Source organism: Burkholderia sp. NFPP32 (assembly GCF_900119325.1).
In the GTDB taxonomy this organism is placed as follows: Bacteria; Pseudomonadota; Gammaproteobacteria; order Burkholderiales; family Burkholderiaceae; genus Burkholderia; species Burkholderia pyrrocinia_C.
Map to the genome: position 1 here is coordinate 64,508 of NZ_FPJP01000024.1, position 20,342 is coordinate 84,849.

21 protein-coding genes, 1 other RNA gene and 1 riboswitch are annotated in these 20,342 nt (G+C 66.5%); of the genes, 11 read left to right on the top strand and 11 right to left on the bottom strand.

Features of this window, described 5'->3' with window-relative positions:
• Window positions 1-149 precede the first annotated feature (149 nt).
• Complete coding sequence (locus BT264_RS30675) at window positions 150-1,091, bottom strand: CysB family HTH-type transcriptional regulator (RefSeq protein ID WP_034178788.1); 942 nt, start codon at window positions 1,089-1,091, stop codon at window positions 150-152.
• A gap of 217 nt (window positions 1,092-1,308) precedes the next feature.
• Here BT264_RS30675 and BT264_RS30680 point away from each other — a divergent pair, with 217 nt between their 5' ends.
• The 6 genes from BT264_RS30680 to cobA all read left to right on the top strand — a co-directional run bounded on the left by BT264_RS30680 (window position 1,309) and on the right by cobA (window position 7,499).
• Window positions 1,309-2,988: a nitrite/sulfite reductase gene (locus BT264_RS30680; RefSeq protein WP_072443579.1), complete on the top strand. Its 1,680-nt coding sequence runs from the start codon at window positions 1,309-1,311 to the stop codon at window positions 2,986-2,988.
• Between the two features lie 25 nt (window positions 2,989-3,013).
• Complete coding sequence (locus BT264_RS30685) at window positions 3,014-3,556, top strand: DUF934 domain-containing protein (RefSeq protein WP_034178786.1); 543 nt, start codon at window positions 3,014-3,016, stop codon at window positions 3,554-3,556.
• Window positions 3,553-4,296, top strand: a complete 744-nt coding sequence (locus BT264_RS30690; RefSeq protein WP_072443577.1) for a phosphoadenylyl-sulfate reductase — start codon at window positions 3,553-3,555, stop codon at window positions 4,294-4,296. The genes BT264_RS30685 and BT264_RS30690 overlap by 4 nt, the downstream gene beginning before the upstream one ends.
• A gap of 76 nt (window positions 4,297-4,372) precedes the next feature.
• Entirely contained in the window at window positions 4,373-5,335 is a 963-nt protein-coding gene (gene cysD, locus BT264_RS30695) for a sulfate adenylyltransferase subunit CysD (RefSeq protein WP_072443575.1), read from the top strand.
• 22 nt (window positions 5,336-5,357) lie between these two features.
• Window positions 5,358-6,674, top strand: a complete 1,317-nt coding sequence (locus tag BT264_RS30700; protein WP_072443573.1) for a sulfate adenylyltransferase subunit 1 — start codon at window positions 5,358-5,360, stop codon at window positions 6,672-6,674.
• Window positions 6,675-6,749: 75 nt separating this feature from the next.
• A complete protein-coding gene (gene cobA, locus BT264_RS30705; protein ID WP_072443571.1) occupies window positions 6,750-7,499 on the top strand; it encodes a uroporphyrinogen-III C-methyltransferase in 750 nt (249 codons plus the stop codon).
• 78 nt (window positions 7,500-7,577) lie between these two features.
• Here the strand turns inward: cobA and BT264_RS30710 are convergent, their stop codons facing one another.
• Genes BT264_RS30710 through lptF form a run of 3 tightly spaced genes read right to left on the bottom strand, consistent with a single transcriptional unit; the run spans window position 7,578 to window position 10,235 of the window.
• Window positions 7,578-7,961 (bottom strand): sirohydrochlorin chelatase, encoded by a 384-nt coding sequence (locus BT264_RS30710; RefSeq protein WP_072443569.1) that lies wholly within the window; start codon window positions 7,959-7,961, stop codon window positions 7,578-7,580.
• 27 nt (window positions 7,962-7,988) lie between these two features.
• Window positions 7,989-9,137, bottom strand: a complete 1,149-nt coding sequence (gene lptG / locus BT264_RS30715; RefSeq protein ID WP_072443567.1) for an LPS export ABC transporter permease LptG — start codon at window positions 9,135-9,137, stop codon at window positions 7,989-7,991.
• A gap of 3 nt (window positions 9,138-9,140) precedes the next feature.
• Window positions 9,141-10,235, bottom strand: a complete 1,095-nt coding sequence (gene lptF / locus BT264_RS30720) for an LPS export ABC transporter permease LptF (protein ID WP_072443565.1) — start codon at window positions 10,233-10,235, stop codon at window positions 9,141-9,143.
• A gap of 122 nt (window positions 10,236-10,357) precedes the next feature.
• On the opposite strand from lptF, the gene BT264_RS30725 reads away from it, so the two are divergent.
• From BT264_RS30725 to BT264_RS30735, 3 genes are read left to right on the top strand one after another with little or no spacing between them, the layout of a single operon-like run.
• On the top strand, window positions 10,358-11,869 hold the full coding sequence (locus tag BT264_RS30725) for a leucyl aminopeptidase (protein ID WP_072443563.1): 1,512 nt from the start codon (window positions 10,358-10,360) through the stop codon (window positions 11,867-11,869).
• A gap of 34 nt (window positions 11,870-11,903) precedes the next feature.
• Window positions 11,904-12,320: a DNA polymerase III subunit chi gene (locus BT264_RS30730; protein ID WP_048250341.1), complete on the top strand. Its 417-nt coding sequence runs from the start codon at window positions 11,904-11,906 to the stop codon at window positions 12,318-12,320.
• Window positions 12,321-12,345: 25 nt separating this feature from the next.
• Entirely contained in the window at window positions 12,346-13,086 is a 741-nt protein-coding gene (locus tag BT264_RS30735) for a DUF2486 family protein (protein WP_072443561.1), read from the top strand.
• A gap of 127 nt (window positions 13,087-13,213) precedes the next feature.
• Here BT264_RS30735 and BT264_RS30740 read toward each other — a convergent pair whose 3' ends face one another.
• Entirely contained in the window at window positions 13,214-13,540 is a 327-nt protein-coding gene (locus BT264_RS30740) for a c-type cytochrome (RefSeq protein ID WP_072443559.1), read from the bottom strand.
• A 127-nt stretch (window positions 13,541-13,667) separates the two neighbouring features.
• On the bottom strand, window positions 13,668-15,341 hold the full coding sequence (gene ilvD, locus BT264_RS30745; RefSeq protein ID WP_072443557.1) for a dihydroxy-acid dehydratase: 1,674 nt from the start codon (window positions 15,339-15,341) through the stop codon (window positions 13,668-13,670).
• Between the two features lie 135 nt (window positions 15,342-15,476).
• On the opposite strand from ilvD, the gene BT264_RS30750 reads away from it, so the two are divergent.
• Complete coding sequence (locus BT264_RS30750; protein ID WP_072443556.1) at window positions 15,477-16,391, top strand: LysR family transcriptional regulator; 915 nt, start codon at window positions 15,477-15,479, stop codon at window positions 16,389-16,391.
• An 89-nt stretch (window positions 16,392-16,480) separates the two neighbouring features.
• Window positions 16,481-17,371: a prolipoprotein diacylglyceryl transferase gene (gene lgt / locus BT264_RS30755; protein WP_072443554.1), complete on the top strand. Its 891-nt coding sequence runs from the start codon at window positions 16,481-16,483 to the stop codon at window positions 17,369-17,371.
• Between the two features lie 111 nt (window positions 17,372-17,482).
• Here lgt and BT264_RS30760 read toward each other — a convergent pair whose 3' ends face one another.
• The 5 genes from BT264_RS30760 to BT264_RS30780 form a co-directional block, all read right to left on the bottom strand.
• Complete coding sequence (locus BT264_RS30760) at window positions 17,483-18,223, bottom strand: SIMPL domain-containing protein (RefSeq protein ID WP_072443552.1); 741 nt, start codon at window positions 18,221-18,223, stop codon at window positions 17,483-17,485.
• Between the two features lie 193 nt (window positions 18,224-18,416).
• On the bottom strand, window positions 18,417-18,878 hold the full coding sequence (locus BT264_RS30765; RefSeq protein WP_034178770.1) for an EVE domain-containing protein: 462 nt from the start codon (window positions 18,876-18,878) through the stop codon (window positions 18,417-18,419).
• Window positions 18,879-18,989: 111 nt separating this feature from the next.
• Window positions 18,990-19,171: non-coding RNA, 6S RNA (gene ssrS / locus BT264_RS30770), on the bottom strand.
• A gap of 81 nt (window positions 19,172-19,252) precedes the next feature.
• Complete coding sequence (locus BT264_RS30775) at window positions 19,253-19,567, bottom strand: cell division protein ZapA (RefSeq protein WP_011352906.1); 315 nt, start codon at window positions 19,565-19,567, stop codon at window positions 19,253-19,255.
• Window positions 19,564-19,914: an ATPase gene (locus BT264_RS30780; protein WP_006478092.1), complete on the bottom strand. Its 351-nt coding sequence runs from the start codon at window positions 19,912-19,914 to the stop codon at window positions 19,564-19,566. Before BT264_RS30780 ends, BT264_RS30775 begins: the two co-directional genes overlap by 4 nt.
• A 154-nt stretch (window positions 19,915-20,068) precedes the next feature.
• Window positions 20,069-20,323, top strand: a riboswitch (cobalamin riboswitch).
• Window positions 20,324-20,342: the final 19 nt, after the last annotated feature.

The window sequence follows — 20,342 nt, forward strand, 5'->3', positions numbered from 1 at the left end:
AGGGGCGCGATATGCGCCCCTGTATTTATACACGCCGATTTCAGGAAAACGCCGGGCCGACCCAAGTTTTCCGCCCCGAAGGAAGTCCCCTAGGGGGATGACCCCCTTGGGGGGCCTGGCGCGAAGCGACAGGTCCGGGGGCGCTTACCTTACAGTTCGTACGATTCGGATTCGCCCTTGAGCGCCTGCTCGATCAGCTTGCGGTTCAGCGTCGGCGACAGCAGTTCGACGAGCGTATACACATAGCTGCGCAGGTAGGCGCCCTGCTTGAGCGCGACGCGCGTCACGTTGCTGCCGAACAGGTGGCCGACCGGGATCAGGCGCAGGTTGCGGTCGCGCTCGGGATTGAACGCGATGTCGGCCATGATGCCGACGCCGAGGCCGAGTTCGACGTAGGTCTTGATCACGTCGGCGTCGATCGCCTCGAGAACGATGTCCGGCGACAGCCCGCGCAGCGCGAACGCCTGGTTGATCTTCTTGCGGCCCGCGAACGCGTCGTCGTACGTGATCAGCGGATATTGCGCGAGATCGTCGAGCGACGGCGGCTTGCGTTCGAGCAGCGGGTGATCAGCCGGCACGACGGCCGCGTGGTGCCACTGGAAGCAGGGCAGCGACACGAGTTCCTTGTAGTCGGAGATTGCCTCGGTCGCGATCGCGAGATCGGCCTGGTCGTGGATCACCATCTCGGCCACCTGCGTCGGGCTGCCCTGCAGGATCGACAGGTGCACCTTCGGGAAGCGTTTCTTGAATTCGGCGATCGCGGCCGGCAGCGAGTAGCGGGCCTGCGTGTGGGTGGCTGCGATGGTCAGGTTGCCCTGGTCCTGCGCGGCGTAATCCTTCCCGACCCTTTTAAGGCTTTCAACCTCCTGCAGAATCCGCTCGACCGATGCGAGGATGATCCTGCCCGGCTCGGTGAGCGAGCGCACGCGCTTGCCGTGCCGCGTGAAGATCTCCACGCCCAGCTCGTCCTCGAGCTCGATGATCGCCTTCGACACCCCCGGCTGCGACGTGTAGAGCGCCTTGGCGGCCTCGGTGAGGTTGAAATTCTGCCGGACGGCCTCGCGCACGAAGCGAAATTGGTGCAGGTTCATTTATAACCCTTCCGCATATCAACAGAATTTTTTAGTCGTTTGAAATATAAGGCGAGTTTATTACGATTCACCGGAGTTTTTCAAATATGGATATCTGTTTTCGTCATTAGCAATCCAGCCGGGCAGCGGAAGGCCGGCGAGGGCGGCGGAACGGAGATTCGGGCGCGACGTGGCTAGGACGTCGCGCGGTCACCACGAAAACCCCTGGGGTCCCCGAATGTATCAGTACGACCAATACGACCAGACGATCGTTGACGAGCGTGTCGCGCAGTACCGCGATCAGGTGCGCCGCCGCTTGTCGGGCGAGTTGAGCGAAGACGAATTCCGTCCGCTGCGTCTGCAGAACGGCCTGTACATGCAGCGCCATGCGTACATGCACCGCATCGCGATTCCGTACGGCAACCTGCGCAGCGACCAGCTCAGGATGCTGGCGCGCATCGCCCGCGAACACGATCGCGGCTACGGCCACTTCTCGACCCGTTCGAACATCCAGTTCAACTGGATCCAGCTCGAAGACACGCCCGAGATCCTCGCGAAGCTCGCGTCGGTGCAGATGCACGGCATCCAGACCTCGGGCAACTGCATCCGCAACATCACGGCGGACCAGTTCGCGGGCGTCGCCCAGGACGAGGAGGTCGATCCGCGTCCGTGGTCGGAAATCCTGCGCCAGTGGTCGACGTTCCATCCCGAATTCGCGTGGCTGCCGCGCAAGTTCAAGATCGCGGTGTCGGGCTCGAAACACGACCGCGCGGCCGTGCAGATCCACGATCTCGGCGTGTACCTGAAGAAGAACGCGCAGGGCGAGGTGGTCGCGAGCATCCTCGCGGGCGGCGGCCTCGGCCGTACGCCGATCATCGGCGCGGTGATCAAGGAAGACCTGCCGTGGCAGCACCTGCTCACCTACTGCGAAGCCGTGCTGCGCGTGTATAACCGCTTCGGCCGCCGCGACAACCTGTACAAGGCGCGCATCAAGATTCTCGTGAAGGCGCTGTCGCCCGCGAAGTTCGCGCAGCAGGTCGAGGAAGAGTGGCAGCACCTGAAGGACGGCCCGTCGACGCTCACGCAGGCGGAAGTCGACCGCGTGTCGCAGTATTTCAAGCCGCCCGTCTACGAGAAGCTGGCCGACACCGACGCATCGTTCGAACAGCACCTGCTCGAGAACAAGGCGTTCGCGCGCTGGGTCGAGCGCAACGTCGCGCCGCACAAGGTGTCCGGCTACGCGGCCGTCACGCTGTCGCTGAAGGATCACCGCGTGGCGCCGGGCGACGCGACCGACCGGCAGATGGAACTGGTCGCCGACTGGGCCGACGCATACTCGTTCGGCGAGCTGCGCGTGTCGCACGAGCAGAACCTGATCCTCGCGAACGTGAAGAAGCGCGACCTGTTCGCGGTGTGGGAAAAGGCGAAGGCGGCCGGTTTCGCGACGCCGAACATCGGCCTGCTGACCGACATCATCGCGTGCCCGGGCGGCGATTTCTGCTCGCTCGCGAACGCGAAGTCGATCCCGATCGCGCTGGCGATCCAGCAGCGCTTCGACGATCTCGACTACGTGTACGACCTCGGCGACCTGTCGCTGAACATTTCCGGTTGCATGAATTCGTGCGGCCATCACCACGTCGGCAACATCGGCATCCTTGGCGTCGACAAGGACGGCGCCGAGTGGTACCAGGTGTCGCTCGGCGGCGAGCAGGGCACGGGCCGGAACGGCGCGCGCCTCGGCCGCGTGATCGGGCCGTCGTTCTCGGCGGAAGAAGTGCCGGGCGTGATCGCGAAGCTGATCGACACGTTCGTCGAAGCACGCATCGACGGCGAGCGTTTCGTCGACACGTACGACCGCATCGGCATCGCGCCGTTCAAGGAGCGCGTGTATGCGGCGCGCCAGGCAGTGAACGCGTAACCAACCGGGTAGAAGGAATTTGCAGATGGCTTCGATTATCAAGAACCGCGCAGTGATCGACGATGCATGGCAGGTCGTGCGCGCGGCGGAAGACGGTGCGCTGCCCGCGGTCGACGCGTTGCCGGCCGGCAAGGTGCTGGTGCCGTTCGCGTTGTGGCAGGCCGAGCGCGCGGCGCTCGTCGCCGCGAAGACGAAAGACGAACTCGGCGTGTGGCTCGCGCCGGACAGCGAGCCGGCCGATCTCGCGGCCGATTTCGGCGCGATTTCGCTGATCGCCGTCGACTTCCCGCGCTTCGCGGACGGCCGCGGCTACAGCATCGCGCGCCTGCTGCGCGAGCGTTACGGCTGGACGGGCGAGCTGCGCGCGATCGGCGACGTGCTGCGCGACCAGTTGCTGTACATGTCGCGTTGCGGCTTCGACGCATTCGCGGTGCGTGCCGACAGGGACATCCACGACGCGCTGAATGCGTTCACGGAATTCACGCAGCGCTACCAGGGCGCGTTCGACGAGCCGGCGCCGCTGTTCCGCCGCCGCGCCGCCGCGGCCGACGCCAAGGTGGGCGCATGAGTACCGCTACCGCGCTGACGCCGGAACTCGCCGCGAAGGTCGAGCGCCTCGACGCGCTGCTCGCGCAGATCGGCGCACGTCACGAGAAGGTGAAGTTCGCGAGCAGCCTCGCCGCGGAAGACATGCTGCTCACGCACGCGATCCTGTCGAAGGGCGTGTCGATCGGCATCTTCTCGCTGAACACGGGCCGTCTGCACGCTGAAACGCTCGGCATGATCGACCGCGTGCGCGAGCGCTACGGCTACGAGATCGAGCAGTTCCATCCGCAGCAGGATGCGGTCGACCAATACGTCGCCGAGCACGGCCTGAACGCGTTCTACGAGAGCGTCGAGCTGCGCAAGTCGTGCTGCCACATCCGCAAGGTCGAGCCGCTGAACCGCGCGCTGGCCGATGTCGGCGCGTGGGTCACGGGCCAGCGCCGCGAGCAGTCGGTCACGCGCGCGGAGCTGCACGAGGAAGAACAGGACGAAGCGCGCGGGATCGCGAAGTACAACCCGCTCGCCGACTGGACGGAAGCCGATGTGTGGGCGTACCTTGGCGCGTTCGACGTGCCGGTGAACCCGCTGCACGCGCGCGGTTATCCGAGCATCGGCTGCGAGCCGTGTACGCGCGCGATCCGCCCCGGCGAGGACAGCCGCGCGGGCCGCTGGTGGTGGGAATCGCGCGACACGAAGGAATGCGGGCTGCACATCACGATCACGCCGATTCCCGCGAGTGCCGAAGCAGGCGCTGCGCACTGAAAGCCCGACAAAAAACTGAATATTGCGCCGCCAGCGACAGCGGGCGGCACGAACCCAGAAGAGAAGGACTGAAATCATGAGCACGACGCTCGAGCAATCCGCCTTTGCCCCGGCCACCGGCGGCGACAGCCGCATGGGCCACCTCGACTGGCTCGAAGCCGAGTCGATCCACATCCTGCGCGAACTGGTCGCCGAATGCAGCAAGCCGGCGCTGTTGTTCTCGGGCGGCAAGGATTCGGTCGTCGTGCTGCATCTGGCACTGAAGGCGTTCGGCCTCGGCGCGAACCGCAAGACGACGCTGCCGTTCCCGCTCGTGCACATCGACACGGGCCACAACTACGACGAAGTGATCGATTTCCGCGACCGCCGCGCGCAGGAGCTCGGCGCCGAGTTGATCGTCGGCCACGTCGAGGATTCGATCAAACGCGGCACGGTCGTGCTGCGCCGCGAAACCGATTCGCGCAACGCCGCGCAGGCCGTCACGCTGCTCGAGACGATCGAGCAGCACGGCTACACCGCGCTGATCGGCGGCGCGCGCCGCGACGAAGAGAAGGCGCGGGCGAAGGAGCGCATCTTCTCGTTCCGCGACGAATTCGGCCAGTGGGACCCGAAGGCACAGCGCCCTGAGCTGTGGAGCCTCTTCAACGCACGGCTGCATAAAGGCGAGCACCTGCGCGTGTTCCCGATCTCGAACTGGACCGAGCTCGACGTGTGGCAGTACATCGCGCGCGAGAACCTCGAACTGCCGTCGATCTATTACGCGCATCAGCGCGAGATCGTGCGCCGCAACGGCCTGCTCGTGCCCGTCACGCCGCTCACGCCGATGCGCGACGGCGAGACGAGCGAAGTCGCCCAGGTGCGCTTTCGCACGGTCGGCGACATCAGCTGCACGTGCCCGGTCGAGAGCGACGCGGACGACGTCGAGAAGATCATCGCCGAGACGGCGGTGACCGAGATCACCGAGCGCGGTGCGACGCGGATGGACGACCAGACCTCCGAAGCCGCGATGGAACAGCGCAAGAAGCAAGGTTATTTCTGAAGCACACGAGGACATTCACATCATGAGCATCATCGAAAATCACGAAGACCTCGGCGTGCTGCGCTTCATCACCGCAGGCAGCGTCGACGACGGCAAGAGCACGCTGATCGGCCGCCTGCTGTACGACAGCAAGGCCGTGCTGTCCGACCAGCTGTCCGCGCTGTCGCGCGCGAAGAACAAGCGCACGGTCGGCGACGAGCTCGACCTCGCGCTGCTGACCGACGGCCTGGAAGCCGAGCGCGAGCAGGGCATCACGATCGACGTCGCATACCGCTACTTCGCGACCGCGAAGCGCAAGTTCATCATCGCCGATACGCCGGGCCACGAGCAGTACACGCGCAACATGGTGACCGGCGCGTCGACCGCGCACGCGGCGATCATCCTGATCGACGCGACGCGCGTGACGGTCGAGAACGGCGTTGCCGAACTGCTGCCGCAAACGAAACGCCACAGCGCGATCGTCAAGCTGCTTGCGCTGCAGCACGTGATCGTCGCGATCAACAAGATGGACCTCGTCGACTACAGCGAGGCGCGCTTCAACGAGATCCGCGACGCGTACGTTTCGCTCGCGAAGCAGCTCGGCCTCGACGACGTGCGCTTCGTGCCGGTGTCGGCGCTGAAGGGCGACAACATCGTCGGCGCGAGCGAGCGCATGCCGTGGTACGCGGGCGAGCCGCTGCTCGACGTGCTCGAGGCGCTGCCGGTCGAGACGCAGGCGCATGACGCGCTGCGCTTCCCGGTGCAGTGGGTCGCGCGCCAGGACGGCAGCTCGGCCGACGATTTCCGCGGCTACATGGGCCGCATCGAGTCGGGTGAAGTGAAGGTCGGTGACGAGATCGTCGTGCTGCCGTCGAACCGCACCGCGACGGTGGCCGAGATCGTCGCGCCGGTGCCGGGCGGCACCGCGTCCGTCGCGCAAGCGTTCGCGGGCCAGACGGTGACGATCCGTCTCGAACAGGATGTCGACGTGTCGCGCGGCGACATGTTCGTCACGACCGTCGAGCCGGTCGAGCCGGCCAAGAAGCTCGAGGCCGACCTGTGCTGGTTCGACGAAGCGCCGCTGTCGCAGCAGCGCAAGTACCTGCTGAAGCAGACCACGAGCACGGTGTTCGCGAAGATCGGCGCGGTCAAGCAGGTGCTCGACGTGCATACGCTGTCGCACGCGACCGACCGTCACGAACTGAAGATGAACGACATCGGCCGCGTCGCGCTGACGCTGCAGAAGCCGATCGTCTGCGACACCTACGACGCGCATCCGGGCACGGGCGCGTTCGTGCTGATCGACGAGGCGACGCACCACACGGTCGCCGCAGGCATGATCCGGGCGTTCTCGGCGTAACCACCGGCAAACCGCGCCGCCATGCGGCGGCGCGAGCCGGACGCCGCCGTCCGCAGGACAAGCGAAGCGACAAACATGGGCAAGGTACATCTGATCGGAGCAGGGCCGGGCGCAGCGGACCTCATCACGGTGCGCGGCGCGCGGCTGCTGGCGCAGGCCGACGTCGTGCTGCACGACGCGCTGGTCGAGCCCGCGATGCTCGACTACGCGCCGAACGCGCGCAGGATCGCGGTCGGCAAGCGCTGCGGGCAGCGCTCGACCGCGCAGCACTTCATCAACAAGCAGATCGTCGATGCGGCGCGCGAGCATGCGTGCGTCGTGCGGCTGAAGGGCGGCGACCCGATGCTGTTCGGTCGCGCCGAAGAGGAGATGCGCGCGCTCGATGAGGCCGGCATCGACTACGAGGTCGTGCCGGGCATCACCGCGGCGCTGGCCGGCGCGGCGACGCTGAAGCGTTCGCTGACGCTGCGCGGCGTGTCGCGCAGCGTCGCGTTCGCGACGCACAGCCGTGCGCCGGGCAGCGACGAGATCCGCGAAGCCGCGCGCGCCGATTCGATCGTCTACTACATGGGCCGCGACAGCGCCCCCGGCATCGCGCAGGAGCTGATCGATGCCGGCCGTGCGCCGGCGACGCCCGTGGCGATCGTCGAGGCATGCAGCACCGCGCGCGAGCGCTCGCTGACGCTGACGCTCGCGCAGATGGCGGCGGGCGACGCGCAGGCGTGGCTCGATCCCGCGGAACCGAGCCTGCTGATGATCGGCGACGCGTTCGCCGAGCGCGCACGGCACGCGAAAACGGGCGATCCGCTGCGGGATGCGGCTTGAGCGGAATCCGGCCGCAGTCCGAAACGAAAAAAGCGCTGGCGGAAGCCAGCGCTTTTTTATTTGGAGCCGCCGTTGCGCCTACGCGTCGTCGCCGATGCGGTCGATGCAATAGCGTGCGATCGCGTCGAGCACGCCGTCGTCTTCGCCGACAGCCGTCGCGCAGCGGATCTCGACGCCCGGATGCGCGGCGCGGCATGCATCGACGAGCTGCGGCAGGTCGCGGCGGACATGGCCGCCCTGGCCGAAGAACACGGGTACCACGGTGATGCGCGTGCAGCCGGCGGCAACTTGCGCGGCCACGGCCTCACCGAGCGACGGCGTCATCAGTTCGAGGAACGCGAGCGACACGTGCGACGCCGGGGAGCCGGCGCCGCGCAGCCGCGCGGCGAGCCGCTCGAACGGCTCGGCCCAGCGCGGATCGCGGGCGCCGTGGCCGAACAGGACGATGCCGTGCGAGCTCATGTCGAAGTCTCCGTCGTGATGCGGCGCTCAGTGCCGGTCGACCCACTTTAACGCGAACAGGCCGAGCGCGAGATAGATCAGGCCCGGCGTCGCGGCGGTGAGCGGTGCGGGCCACGTGTTCAGCGTGCCGATGTGCGAGAACAGCGTATTGAGCAGCTGGAAGCTCATGCCGAGCATGATGCCGCCGAACACCTTCACGCCGACCACGCCGGCGCGCGTGTGCAAATACGCGAACGGCAGCGACAGCACGAGCATCACGAACACCGCGAACGGATACAGCAGCTTGCGCCACAGCGCGATGTCGTAGCGCTGCGTGTCCTGCTGGTTTTCGCGCAAGTGCTGGATGTAGCGGAACAGGTTGATGATCGACATGCGCTCCGGCGACACGAGCAGCACCGACAGGATCTGCGGCGTCAGGTCCGAACGCAGCCGGTATTCGGGCAGCGATACCTGCTGCGACCGGTAGACGGGGTTCAGCGCGTCGGCCGGCTGGCCGCTGATCGGCTTGATCGGTGTGAGCTCCGTTTCGGTGACACCCGTCAGCAGCCAGTGGCCGGGCGGCTCGTAGCGGCCCGTCTGCGCGATCCGCACGTTCTGCAGCTGGAATTTCGAGTCGAACTCGTAGATGCGCACGTTGCTGATCGTCGAGTCGGGCGACAGGCTGCCGACGTTGACGAAGCGCGTGACCTGTTCGCCGTTTTCGCGGGCCGCGAGCGTGTCCTTCACCCACACGCCCGACTGGAAGTTCGACGACACCGACGCGCCGAGCGCCTGCAGCCGCACGCGTTCGGACAACTGGTCGGCGTACGGGCCGACGAATTCGCCGATCAGGTAGGTGACGATCACGAGCGGCACGCCGATCTTCAGCAGCGAGCGCAGCGCCTGGTTGGTCGCGAGGCCCGACACGCGGAAGATCGTGAATTCCGAATTCGCGGCCATCTGCGCGAACACGTAGATCGCGCTGATCAGCGCGGCGACCGGGATGATCTCGTAGAAGCGCGACGGCGTCTGCAGCGCGACGCGCATCACCGCGTAGCCGAACTTGTAGTTGCCGTGTCCGACCGAGTTCAGTTCGCTGATCAGGTCGAAGAAGAAGAACAGGCCCGAGAACGCGAACAGGATGAAGACGAACGTGACGTAGATCTGTCGCGCGAAGTACTTTTCATAGAGCCGCATCGATCATGCTCCCGAGCGGCCGAACAGCGCGCGTGTAAACAGCGGACGATTGCGCACGCGCAACCAGAAGATGACGGCGACGATCGCCGCGACGAGCGCATGCAGGCCGACGAGGCCGACGCCGAACGACATCTTGCCCTGCTCGATCTGCGCCTGCACGACGTTCAGCAGGTTCGAGTAGGTGAGGTAGATCAGCACGGCCATCACGAGGTTGATCGTGCGGCTGCGGCGCGGGTTCTGGTACGCGAGCGGGATGCCGAGCACCATCAGGTTGAGCGCGATCAGCGGCAGCCCCGCGCGCCACGCGAATTCCGCGAGGTTGTCGCGCGTCGGGTTGCGCAGCAACTCGGGCGTCGGCGTGCTGTTGGTGGTCTGCACGTTCACGACCGGCTTGCTGGTGATCTTCACGCCGTAGCGCTCGAACTCCATGATCTTGAAGTTCGGCTGGCCGGGCGTGCCGTCGTAGCGGCGGCCGTCTTCCAGGACGACGAAGCGGTCGCCGTCCTTCGACGTTTCCGTATGGCCCGTCTGCGACACGACGACGTTGACCTTGCCGTTCTCGGTCGACGTCACGAACACGTTCTGCACCTTGCTCTGGTCGGGCGTCATCTTCTCGATGAAGAACACGCGATGGTTCGAGGCCGACTCGCGGAACTGGCCCGGCGCGAGCAGCGAGATCTCGTCGCGCTGCTGGAAGCGTGCCTTGATCATCTTGCTCTGCTGGTTCGACCACGGCCAGCCGACGAACGCGAAGAACGCGATCAGCAGGATGATCGGCGTGGCGAACACGCCGATCGGCTTGATGAGGCGCGTGAGGCTCACGCCCGACGCGAGCCACACCACCATTTCGGAGTCCCGGTACCACCGGGTCAGCACGAACAGGATCGACACGAACAGCGTGACGACGAGCATCACGGCGAGATAGCCGATCACGGTCAGGCCGATCAGCACGAGCACGTCCCGCGGGTCGATTTCGCCGGACGCGGCGTAGCCGACGATGCGGATCATCATCGTCGTGAGCATGATCGTGAGCAGCACCATGAACACGGCGCCAGCCGTATACGCAAGCTCGCGCTGGAGGGAGCGTTCGAAGATCATTCTTGATGAGAAGAGGGCGGGAGGCTGCGCACGCGTGGTGGAGCGCTCGCGCCGCCACGGGAAAAATAGCGGATAATTGCGGCTTTCATCCTTAGCCCAGATTTTATCCGAGGACAAGCGCGATGGACTTTAGCATAAAAGGCTGTGATTGGAGCAAAGGCGAGGCCAAGGGGTTCCTGACCGGGAAGTCCGACTGCATCGTGCTCGGCATCTTCGAGGCGCAGACGCTTTCCGGCGCGGCGCTCGACATCGACACGGCCACCAAGGGACTGATTTCGCGCGTGGTGAAGGCCGGCGACATGGACGGCAAGCGCGGCAAGACGCTGTTCCTGCACGAAGTGTCGGGCATCGGCGCGTCGCGCGTGCTGCTCGTCGGCCTCGGCAAGCAGGATGCTTTCAACCAGAAAGCCTATAACGACGCGGCCACGGCCGCCTGGCGTGCGCTGCTGGCGACCAAGGTCGTGCAGGTCACGTTCACGCTCGCGCAACTGCCGGTCGACGAGCGCAGCTCCGACTGGGGCGTGCGCGCGGCAATCCTCGCGCTGCGCAACGAGACCTACCGCTTCACGCAGATGAAGAGCAAGCCGGAACCGGCGTCGCACACGCTCAAGCGTGTCGTGTTCAGCGTCGATCCGTCGGACGAAAAGGCAGCGAAGGTCGCGGTCAAGCAGGCCGTCGCGCTCGCGAACGGGATGGATCTTACCCGCGACCTCGGCAACCTGCCCGGCAACGTCTGCACGCCGACCTATCTCGGCAATACCGCGAAGAAGCTCGCGAAGGATTGGGGCCTGAAGGCCGAGGTGCTCGGGCTCAAGCAGATCCAGGCGCTGAAGATGGGCTCGTTCCTGTCGGTCGCACGCGCGTCGGTCGAGCCGCCGCAGTTCATCGTGCTGCACTACCAGGGCGCCGCCGCGAAGGCCGCGCCGGTCGTGCTGGTCGGCAAGGGCATCACGTTCGACACGGGCGGCATCTCGCTGAAGCCGGGCGAGGGCATGGACGAGATGAAGTACGACATGTGCGGCGCCGGTTCCGTGCTCGGCACGATGCGCGCGGTTGCCGAGATGGGCCTGAAGATCAACGTCGTCGCGATCGTGCCGACCTGCGAGAACATGCCGGGCGGCAACGCGACGAAGCCGGGCGACATCGTCACGAGCATGAAGGGCCTGACGATCGAGGTGCTGAACACCGACGCCGAAGGCCGCTTGATCCTGTGCGACGCGCTCACGTATGCGGAGCGCTTCAAGCCGGCCGCGGTGATCGACGTGGCGACGCTGACGGGCGCGTGCGTGATCGCGCTCGGCGGCCACAACAGCGGCCTGTTCTCGAAGGACGACGCGCTCGCGGGCGAACTGCTCGACGCGTCGCGCGAGGCGAACGACCCGGCGTGGCGCATGCCGCTCGACGACGAGTACCAGGAACAACTGAAGTCGAACTTTGCGGACATCGCGAACATCGGCGGGCGCCCGGCCGGTGCCGTGACGGCCGCGTGCTTCCTGTCGCGCTTCACCGACAGCTATCCGTGGGCTCACCTCGACATCGCGGGCACCGCATGGAAGGGCGGTGCCGCGAAGGGGGCGACGGGCCGTCCGGTGCCGCTGCTCGCGCAGTTCCTGATCGACCGCGCCGGCCAGTGATGGCGGTGCTGACGACGATGCGGGTGCGCGGGCAATGACGCGGATCGATTTCCACTCGAACGTCGGCGATTCGCTCGCGTACGCGTGCCGGCTGCTGCGCAAGGCCTACCAGGCCGGGCAGCCGGTCGTCGTGCTCGCCGAGCCCGCGCGCTTGCGCGCGCTCGACGAGCGGCTCTGGACGTTCTCGCCGCTCGATTTCATTCCGCATTGCGGCGTCGACAGCGAGCACGCGGCCGGCACGCCGATCGTGCTGGCCGCCGATCTCGACAAGGCGCCGCATCATCACGTGCTGCTGAACCTCGGCGCGGCCGTGCCCGCGCAGTTCGCCCGCTTCGAGCGCCTGCTCGAAGTGGTCGGCAACGCGCCGGACGAACTGGCCGCGGGCCGCGACCGCTATCGCTTCTACCGCGATCGCGGATACGCGCTGAACAACTACAAGCAGGGCAGCTAGCCGCAACCGTCGACGGAGCGTTCCCGTGACACAAGCCGATTCATCCTCGATCCCGACGCTGACCGACGTGTTGGTGCCGGGCAAGCCGGTGCCGGCGCGCTCGCCCGCGCCCGACGCGCCGCAGCCGCACGCCGGCGCGGCGATTCCGGTGTTGACCGACGTGATCGCGCCGGCCGATTCCACGAAAACCGAGGCCGACCCCGAATTTGTCGTGATCGAACCCGTGCCGACGCTGCACGTGCCGGCGGTCGAGCTGCCGGGCGACGTCGCGACGGCTGCTGCGGCGGCAATGGGCGAGACCGATGCGCCGGCCGAACCGGGCGCCGCGGAGCACGTGGTCGCCGCGGACGCAGCGGTCATGAATGCGCCGCTCCGGTCGTCGCTGGCCGACGACGATGTGCCGCAGCATGCGTTCGCAGAGGTGGCGCGTGATGCGGTTGACCACGCGTCTGAAGCGGCCATGCCGGAGGTGGTCGTACCGGTCGCGGCGCCGCAGCCGGATGGGCAGGCAGCCGTCGGGCTGACGCCGGAAGATGCGCAGCATATCGCCGAGCGCCTGCGCAATCGGCTGACGAGCTATCTGACCGGAGCAGGGCGCGAGGCCATCGAGGCCCGCTGCCGCGACGCGCTGCACGAGCATTCGGCCTGGCTGGTCGGCCAGGTCACGCGCGAGGTGGCGCTGACGCTGGAAACCGAGGTCATGGACTGGGTTCGCGACGCGGTCGACGAAGAGATCGCGCGCCGCCGCGCCGGTCATTCGGGCTGAACGCCCGGTCGTTCCGGCGACAGAAAAAAGGGTGGTTCCAGTAAGTGCCGGCGAAGCTGCCGGCGACGGGCAAGCCCGCCTGTCGGCGGCGCCCGGCACAACGGTCATGCCCGCCGGGGCATCCGGTTCAGCGCAGCGACAGTACCCATTGCGCGAGTGCGTGGGCTTCGCCGCTCGTCAGTTGCGTATTGGCGGGCATCGGCACGCTGCCCCATACACCGACGCTGCCTTTCACGATCGATTGGCCAAGGTAATCGACGGCATCGCCGCGCGACGCATACTTGCCGGCGATGTCGCGGAACGACGGGCCCATCAGCGGCTTGCCGACCGCGTGGCAGGCCATGCAGTTCTTGCGCTGCGCAAGCGCGAGCCCGTCGGCCTGATCGGCGCGCGCCGCCGCTGCGCCGCCGGTCAGCAGCATCACGAGCAGGGCGCGCAATATCGTCTGTTTCATGCGGTTCTCCGCCGGCGGGGACGGCCGGCTTCATGGTCCGCGCATTATAAAAGCAAAGGGAACGCACGTTTTGCGCGTTCCCCCGGCGGCCATTTCCATTGGGGGCGCATGCGGCGGCGATATCGCGTCAACCCGTGACGGCGCCCTGGTTCGCCGGCCGGGCGAGGGCCGCGAATTTCGCGAGCACGCCGCGCGTGTAGCGCGGCGCCGGCTGTTTCCACGCGGCGCGACGGCGCGCGAGCTCGGCATCATCGACGTTCAGTTCCAGCAGCAGCCGGTGCGCGTCGATCGTGATCGAGTCGCCTTCCTGCACGAGCGCGATCGTGCCGCCGACGAACGCCTCGGGCGCGACGTGGCCGACCACCATGCCCCACGTGCCGCCCGAGAAGCGGCCGTCCGTGATGAAGCCGACCGATTCGCCGAGCCCCTTGCCGATGATCGCGGACGTCGGCGCGAGCATTTCCGGCATGCCGGGGCCGCCCTGCGGGCCGAGATAGCGCAGCACGAGTATGTCGCCGGCGCGGATCCGGTCGCCGAGGATTGCATCCATCGCACTCTGCTCGTCGTCGAACACGCGGGCCGGGCCCGTGATCACCGGGTTCTTCAGGCCCGAGATCTTCGCAACCGCGCCGTCTTCCGCGAGATTGCCCTTCAGGATCGCCAGGTGGCCTTCCTTGTACAGCGCGCGGTCGATCGGGAAGATCACGTCCTGGTCCGCGCGCGGCACGCTCGGCACGTCCTTCAGTTCATCGGCGATCGTGCGGCCGGTGATCGTCATGCAGTCGCCGTGCAGCAGCCCCGCATCGAGCAGGATCTTCAGCACCTGCGGAATCCCGCCGGCCCGGTGCAGGTCGGTCGCGACGTACCGGCCCGACGGCTTCAGGTCGCAGATCACGGGCACGCGCTTGCGGATGCGCTCGAAGTCGTCGATTGTCCAGTCGACCTCGGCCGCATGCGCGATCGCGAGATAGTGCAGCACCGCATTGGTCGAGCCGCCGGTCGCCATGATCACCGACACCGCGTTCTCGATCGACGCCTTCGTGATGATGTCGCGCGGCTTCAGGTCGCGCTTCACGGCCTCGACGAGCACGCGCGCCGATTCGGCCGCCGAATCGACCTTCTCCTGGTCGGGGTTCGCCATCGTCGACGAGTACAGCAGCGACATCCCGAGCGCCTCGAACGACGAACTCATCGTGTTCGCGGTGTACATGCCGCCGCACGAACCCGACGTCGGGCACGCGTTCTGCTCGACGCCTTCGAAATCCTCCTGCGACATCCGGCCCGCGGTGAATTCGCCGACGGCCTCGAACGACGATACGATCGTCAGGTCGCGGCCCTTCCAGTGGCCGGGGCGGATCGTGCCGCCGTACACGTAGATGCCGGGTACGTTCAGGCGAGCGAGCGCGATCATGCCGCCCGGCATGTTCTTGTCGCAGCCGCCGACGACGACTGCGCCGTCCATCCATTGCCCTTGCACGCAGGTCTCGATGCAGTCGGCGATCACCTCGCGCGACACGAGCGAGTACTTCATGCCCTCGGTTCCCATCGACATGCCGTCCGAAATCGTCGGCGTGCCGAAGATCTGCGGGTTCGCGCCGGACGCCTTCACGGCCGCGACGGCCGCGTCCGACAGGCGCTGCAGGCCGGAATTGCACGGCGTGATCGTCGAATGGCCGTTCGCGATGCCGACCATCGGCTTGTCGAAATCGTCCTTCTGGTAGCCGAGTGCGTAATACATCGAGCGATTCGGCGAACGGGCCACGCCTTGCGTGATGTGCTTCGAGCGACGGTTGTACGGCATGGGGGACTCCATCGTTGTCTGGGCGACGCCCGTGAGCGGCGCGCCGGTTCGGATGAAACAAGAATGGAGTGTCCGGATTGGGATGTCCAATATATTATTTGTCGCCTATTAAGTCGTTTTGCGAATGAGTGACGCATGGCCGATCCGACACCCGACTTGCGCCAGTGGCGCTATTTCATGACCGTTGCCGACGAGCGCCATTTCGGCCGCGCGGCCGAACGCCTGTCGATGACGCAGCCGCCGCTGTCGCAGGCGATCCGGGCGCTCGAGGATGCGCTCGGCGTCGCGCTGTTCGTGCGCACCAAGCGCTCGGTGGCGTTGACGGCGGTCGGCGCGGCGCTGTTGCCCGACGTGCGCCGGCTGCTTGCGTCGGCCGATGCGCTGCCGCCGCTCGCGCGGCGGCTCGCACGCGGCGAGGCCGGCTCGCTGTCGCTTGCGTTCGTGTCGACCGCCGATTACGGGCTGCTGCCGTCGCTGTTGCGCGCGTTCGGCGCGCGCTATCCGCAGGTGCGCCTGCAGCTCGCGGAGGCGACGAGCGACGTGCAGATCGACGAGCTCGTCGCCGGCCGCATCGACGCAGGGCTCGTCATTCCGCCCGTGCCGCCGCGTCACGCGGCCGGGCTGTCGTACCTGCCCGTCGTGCGCGAGCCGCTGGTGGTCGCGATGCCGGCCGCAGCATCCGACGCACCCGAGGACGAACCCGTGCATCTCGCCGATGTCGCCGCATTGCCGCTCGTGATCTTTCCGCGTCGTTTGGCGCCCGGCTTTTATGACATCATTACGGGCTGCTACGGCGCGGCGGGGGAAACTCCGCGCATCGGCCAGGAGGCGATCCAGATGCAGACGATCGTCAGCCTCGTGTCGGCCGGCATGGGCGTCGCACTGGTGCCGCAATCGCTGCGTAACCTGCGGCGCACCGGCGTGGTCTACCGGCCGCTCGCCGGTCACGCACCGGTCGTCGAGACAGGCCTCGTGTGGCGCACGGGCGACGTGAGTCCCGTGCTCGCCGGCTTCATCGACGTCGTGCGTGCGCAGGGCCTCGCCGCGTGACGTGAACGATGGAGCACCGGTGCCGTCCAATGCGCGGTGCTGCGCGTTCGCGATGGCCGTACCGCATTCGAAAACTTCTTCGCTAACCCATGATCATTCACCCGAATTTCGACCCCGTTGCGATCCATCTCGGGCCGCTGGCCGTGCGCTGGTACGGCCTCATGTATCTCGTCGGCTTCATCGCGGCGATCGTCGTCGGCCGGGTCCGCCTGAAACTGCCGCACGTCGCGGCGCAGGGCTGGACCGCGAAGGACATCGACGACATGATGTTCTACGGCGTGCTCGGCACCGTGCTCGGCGGCCGGCTCGGCTACGTGCTGTTCTACAAGGCCGATTTCTACTTCTCGCATCCGCTCGACGTGTTCAAGGTGTGGGAGGGCGGCATGTCGTTTCACGGCGGCTTCCTCGGCGTGACGCTTGCGATGATGCTGTTCGCGTGGCAGCGCAAGCGCCACTGGCTGCAGGTCACCGATTTCGTCGCGCCGATGGTGCCGACGGGGCTCGCGGCCGGGCGTCTCGGCAACTTCATCAACGGCGAGCTGTGGGGCCGCGTGACCGACCCGGCGGCGCCGTGGGCGATGCTGTTCCCGGGCGCGATGCGCGACGATGCGGCGTGGCTGCCGAAACATCCGGCGCTCGTCGAGAAGTGGCATCTCGCCGACGTGTTCATGCAGTACCAGATGCTGCCGCGCCATCCTTCGCAGCTCTATGAAATCGCGCTCGAAGGCATCGCGCTGTTCTTCGCGCTGTTCTTCTTCTCGCGCAAGTCGCGGCCGATGGGCGCCGCGTCCGCGCTGTTCCTGATCGGCTACGGCCTCGCGCGCTTCACGGTCGAGTTCGCGCGCGAGCCCGACGATTTCCTCGGCCTGCTTGCGCTCGGCCTGTCGATGGGGCAGTGGCTGTCGCTGCCGATGATCCTCGGGGGCATCGCGCTGATGGTCTGGGCGTATCGTCGCCGCGCGGTGAATGCGGCAGCGTGATGCGATACCGATGCGCGCGCAACTGGCGCGTGCATCGGCAACACGCGTGCAAATGAAAAACGCCGGCCCTCGGGCCGGCGTTTTTCATTTCCGAAAGCCGCGCGTTGCGCGTTACTTCATCTGCACCGAGCCGTTGACGGTGACCGACACGGTGGCCTTGCCGCCTTCGACCGCGATCGGTGCGCTCATCTTCGCGCTGTCCATCGGCGCCGCGGCCATCGCCATCATGCGCGGGTACGGCTGCACGTTGCGGCCGCTGCCGACGTTGACGTCGCGGATCGTGTAGCTGCTGTAGCCGAACGCCTTCGCGGCTTCGTCAGCGCGGGCGCGGAACGACTTGATCGCTTCGGTCGTGAGCTTCTGCTCGGCCGTGCGCTGCGCTTCAGGCGACAGCGAGAACTCGACGTTCGCGACCTGCATCAGGTTCGACAGTTGGCCTGCAAGCTTCGACGCCGCGGCGAAATCGCGCGATTCGAGCGCGACCTCGGTGCGGCCGCGCCATGCGGAGATCTTCCCGTCGCGATCGGTGCTCGGATACACGGAGAATGCGCCCGTGTGCGCGGTGACGCCCGATACGCCCTTCGCTTGCGACAGCGCGGCATCGGCACGCTGGTTCAGCGCGGACGTGAGGCTGCCCGGATCCTTTGCCTGCTGCTCGTAGAACAGCGTGATGTGGATGATGTCCTGCGGCACGTCGGCGCTGGCCTGCGACGAAAGCGACAGCACGCCCGCCGGTTCCGGGAAGTGCGGGTTCGCGGTCTGCGCGTGCGCGGCGGGCGACGCGAGCGTCAGTGCGACGGGAACGGCGGCGGCGAGTGCGAGCGACAGCGCGAGTGCGGATTTCTTGGTCATTGTTGGACTCCTTGTGCGAGGGCGCGTACGCGGATCACGCGTGCGCGACGCGGGCGTACCGCGCGAAAAAAACAACAGCCGGCCCGATTGGCCGACAGCGGTTGCTTAGGCTGCGCGAAAGACCCGCGAGTTCCGCGGCGGCAGCGCGTGCTGACCAGATTTGACGTTTGGCGCGTGCGCCTACTGCGTGCGCCTACTTCATCAGCTTTTCGGTGATGAACCGCCATTCGGCGCGCGTGACGGGCGTGATCGACAGCCGGTTGCCGCGTGCGAGCACGCGCATGTCGGCGAGCTCGTCGTGTTCGCGCAGTGCGGCGAGCGGCACGAGCGGTGACTTTTTCACATAGCGCACGTCGACGAGCAGCCAGCGCGGCGCTTCCTGCGTCGACTTCGGGTCGTAATAGGGGCTTTTCGGATCGAACTGTGTGGGATCGGGGTAGGGCGTCGACGATACTTCGGCGAGGCCTGCGATGCCCGGCTCGGGGCAGCTCGAGTGATAGAACAGCACGCCGTCGCCGATCTTCATCGTGTCGCGCATGAAATTGCGCGCCTGATAGTTACGCACGCCGGTCCACGGCAGCGAGCGCTGCGGTGCGTTGGCGAGATCGTCGATGCTTGCTTCGTCCGGTTCGGACTTCATCAGCCAGTATTGCATGGATCGTGATCGACGCAGCAGGAGGCATGATGGTCTGTTTGCATGCGCGTTCCGCATGCAAACAGACCCTGAAAAAGAAAACGGCACCGGGACTCGCCCGATGCCGTTGGATAGGCCCCCGCCTTGGCCGCTAGGCCGGCATCCTGAACCTGAGGTTCAGAATTGGTCGCAGTTAGCAGCACTTCGGGTACATCAGACAGAGTGACGCGCGCGCCCGTGCTACAAATTTCCGCAACCGTGCACATGGCATTGGTTCAAGGAATATATGACCTTGGCGAACCAGGCAGGGAAGCTGACTGAACTGTGTTTCGATGCGCCAATTTGACCACCGTTGATCGCCGAGATCAAGGAGAATCGACGCATCGATTAAAACCTTACTGCGTCTCGTGCTGTGCGAGCACAGCGCCGAGCTGTTCGTTCATCTGGTGCATTGTACGACGGATTTCCTCCGCCGGAAATGCTTCGCCGTGCCGCACGCTCGTTTGCAGCCGCAGCAATTCCGATGCGAGCGACAGTGCCGCCATGACCGCGATGCGATCGGTGCCGCGTACCGAGCTGTTCGAGCGGATTTTCGACATTTCGGCGTCGACGCGCGCGACCGCCTCGAGCAGTGCCGCTTCGGTCTCGGCCGAACAGGCGAGACGATAGGCCTGACCGAGAATCGAGACTTCGATCTGCTTGGTGCTCATGCATGTTCTCCGTGGCTGGCCGCGTCATCGCCATCCGTACGCGCCTGCGCATCCAGCAGGTCGAGCTGGTTGTCGGCTTGCTCCGCGCTTTTCGAGCGCGGCAGCTTTTCGAGAATCGCGTTCAGTTTCACCTGCGCGTCGTCGATCTTTGCCGACAGCGTGTCGCGCTCGGCCGCGAGCGCATTGCGTTCATCGCGCAGTTGCGCGAGTTCCGCGCGGACCGTGTCCGCTTCCGCGCGCAATTGCGCGACCTGCTCCTCGAGCGCGAGCCGTTCCGAGTGATAGCGCTTGTTCAGCGAAATCAGACGGCCAATATTTTGAGATAGGGTTTCGAGTTCGTTGAGCATTTGCTGCGTCCTCTAAAGACCCAGCATTTTAGCGCGGAATAACGCGCAATCCGACATCTGTAACGTTTCCAGTCGTAACACCCCCGCTTCTTGCCGCGAATAGGCGCGCCACGTGCGGGTCCGGACGCTTCCTTGACGCTCGCGCGAGCGGCTCCTAAACTGGCGCCGCCTCGGTGCTCGCGCGTGAAACGCGCGGTTAAACGGGAAGCAGGGAGCGGGCTCCGCCGGGAGGCCGCCAACCTGCGCTGCCCCCGCAACGGTAAGCGGCCGCGTCCAGTGACGCAGGCCGGCTCAGGCGCGTTCCGCGTGCAGGTTTCGCACGCGGGCGCGGGCCACTGCGCGTCATCGCGCGGGAAGGCGAGCCGGTACGCCGCCAGCCCGGATACCGGCCGAGGCGGGGAGCCCGCACGGGCTTCGTGACGCGCGGC

Coding starts and splice junctions, on each gene's coding strand:
- BT264_RS30690 (WP_072443577.1), top strand. CDS start 3,553: ATGAGTACCGCTACCGCGCTGACGCCGGAACTCGCCGCGAAGGTCGAG.
- BT264_RS30730 (WP_048250341.1), top strand. CDS start 11,904: ATGACGCGGATCGATTTCCACTCGAACGTCGGCGATTCGCTCGCGTAC.
- BT264_RS30680 (WP_072443579.1), top strand. CDS start 1,309: ATGTATCAGTACGACCAATACGACCAGACGATCGTTGACGAGCGTGTC.
- BT264_RS30750 (WP_072443556.1), top strand. CDS start 15,477: ATGGCCGATCCGACACCCGACTTGCGCCAGTGGCGCTATTTCATGACC.
- ilvD (WP_072443557.1), bottom strand. CDS start 15,341: ATGCCGTACAACCGTCGCTCGAAGCACATCACGCAAGGCGTGGCCCGT.
- BT264_RS30775 (WP_011352906.1), bottom strand. CDS start 19,567: ATGAGCACCAAGCAGATCGAAGTCTCGATTCTCGGTCAGGCCTATCGT.
- BT264_RS30760 (WP_072443552.1), bottom strand. CDS start 18,223: ATGACCAAGAAATCCGCACTCGCGCTGTCGCTCGCACTCGCCGCCGCC.
- BT264_RS30765 (WP_034178770.1), bottom strand. CDS start 18,878: ATGCAATACTGGCTGATGAAGTCCGAACCGGACGAAGCAAGCATCGAC.
- BT264_RS30725 (WP_072443563.1), top strand. CDS start 10,358: ATGGACTTTAGCATAAAAGGCTGTGATTGGAGCAAAGGCGAGGCCAAG.
- BT264_RS30780 (WP_006478092.1), bottom strand. CDS start 19,914: ATGCTCAACGAACTCGAAACCCTATCTCAAAATATTGGCCGTCTGATT.
- BT264_RS30700 (WP_072443573.1), top strand. CDS start 5,358: ATGAGCATCATCGAAAATCACGAAGACCTCGGCGTGCTGCGCTTCATC.
- BT264_RS30675 (WP_034178788.1), bottom strand. CDS start 1,091: ATGAACCTGCACCAATTTCGCTTCGTGCGCGAGGCCGTCCGGCAGAAT.
- lptF (WP_072443565.1), bottom strand. CDS start 10,235: ATGATCTTCGAACGCTCCCTCCAGCGCGAGCTTGCGTATACGGCTGGC.
- BT264_RS30685 (WP_034178786.1), top strand. CDS start 3,014: ATGGCTTCGATTATCAAGAACCGCGCAGTGATCGACGATGCATGGCAG.
- lptG (WP_072443567.1), bottom strand. CDS start 9,137: ATGCGGCTCTATGAAAAGTACTTCGCGCGACAGATCTACGTCACGTTC.
- cysD (WP_072443575.1), top strand. CDS start 4,373: ATGAGCACGACGCTCGAGCAATCCGCCTTTGCCCCGGCCACCGGCGGC.
- lgt (WP_072443554.1), top strand. CDS start 16,481: ATGATCATTCACCCGAATTTCGACCCCGTTGCGATCCATCTCGGGCCG.
- BT264_RS30740 (WP_072443559.1), bottom strand. CDS start 13,540: ATGAAACAGACGATATTGCGCGCCCTGCTCGTGATGCTGCTGACCGGC.
- BT264_RS30710 (WP_072443569.1), bottom strand. CDS start 7,961: ATGAGCTCGCACGGCATCGTCCTGTTCGGCCACGGCGCCCGCGATCCG.
- cobA (WP_072443571.1), top strand. CDS start 6,750: ATGGGCAAGGTACATCTGATCGGAGCAGGGCCGGGCGCAGCGGACCTC.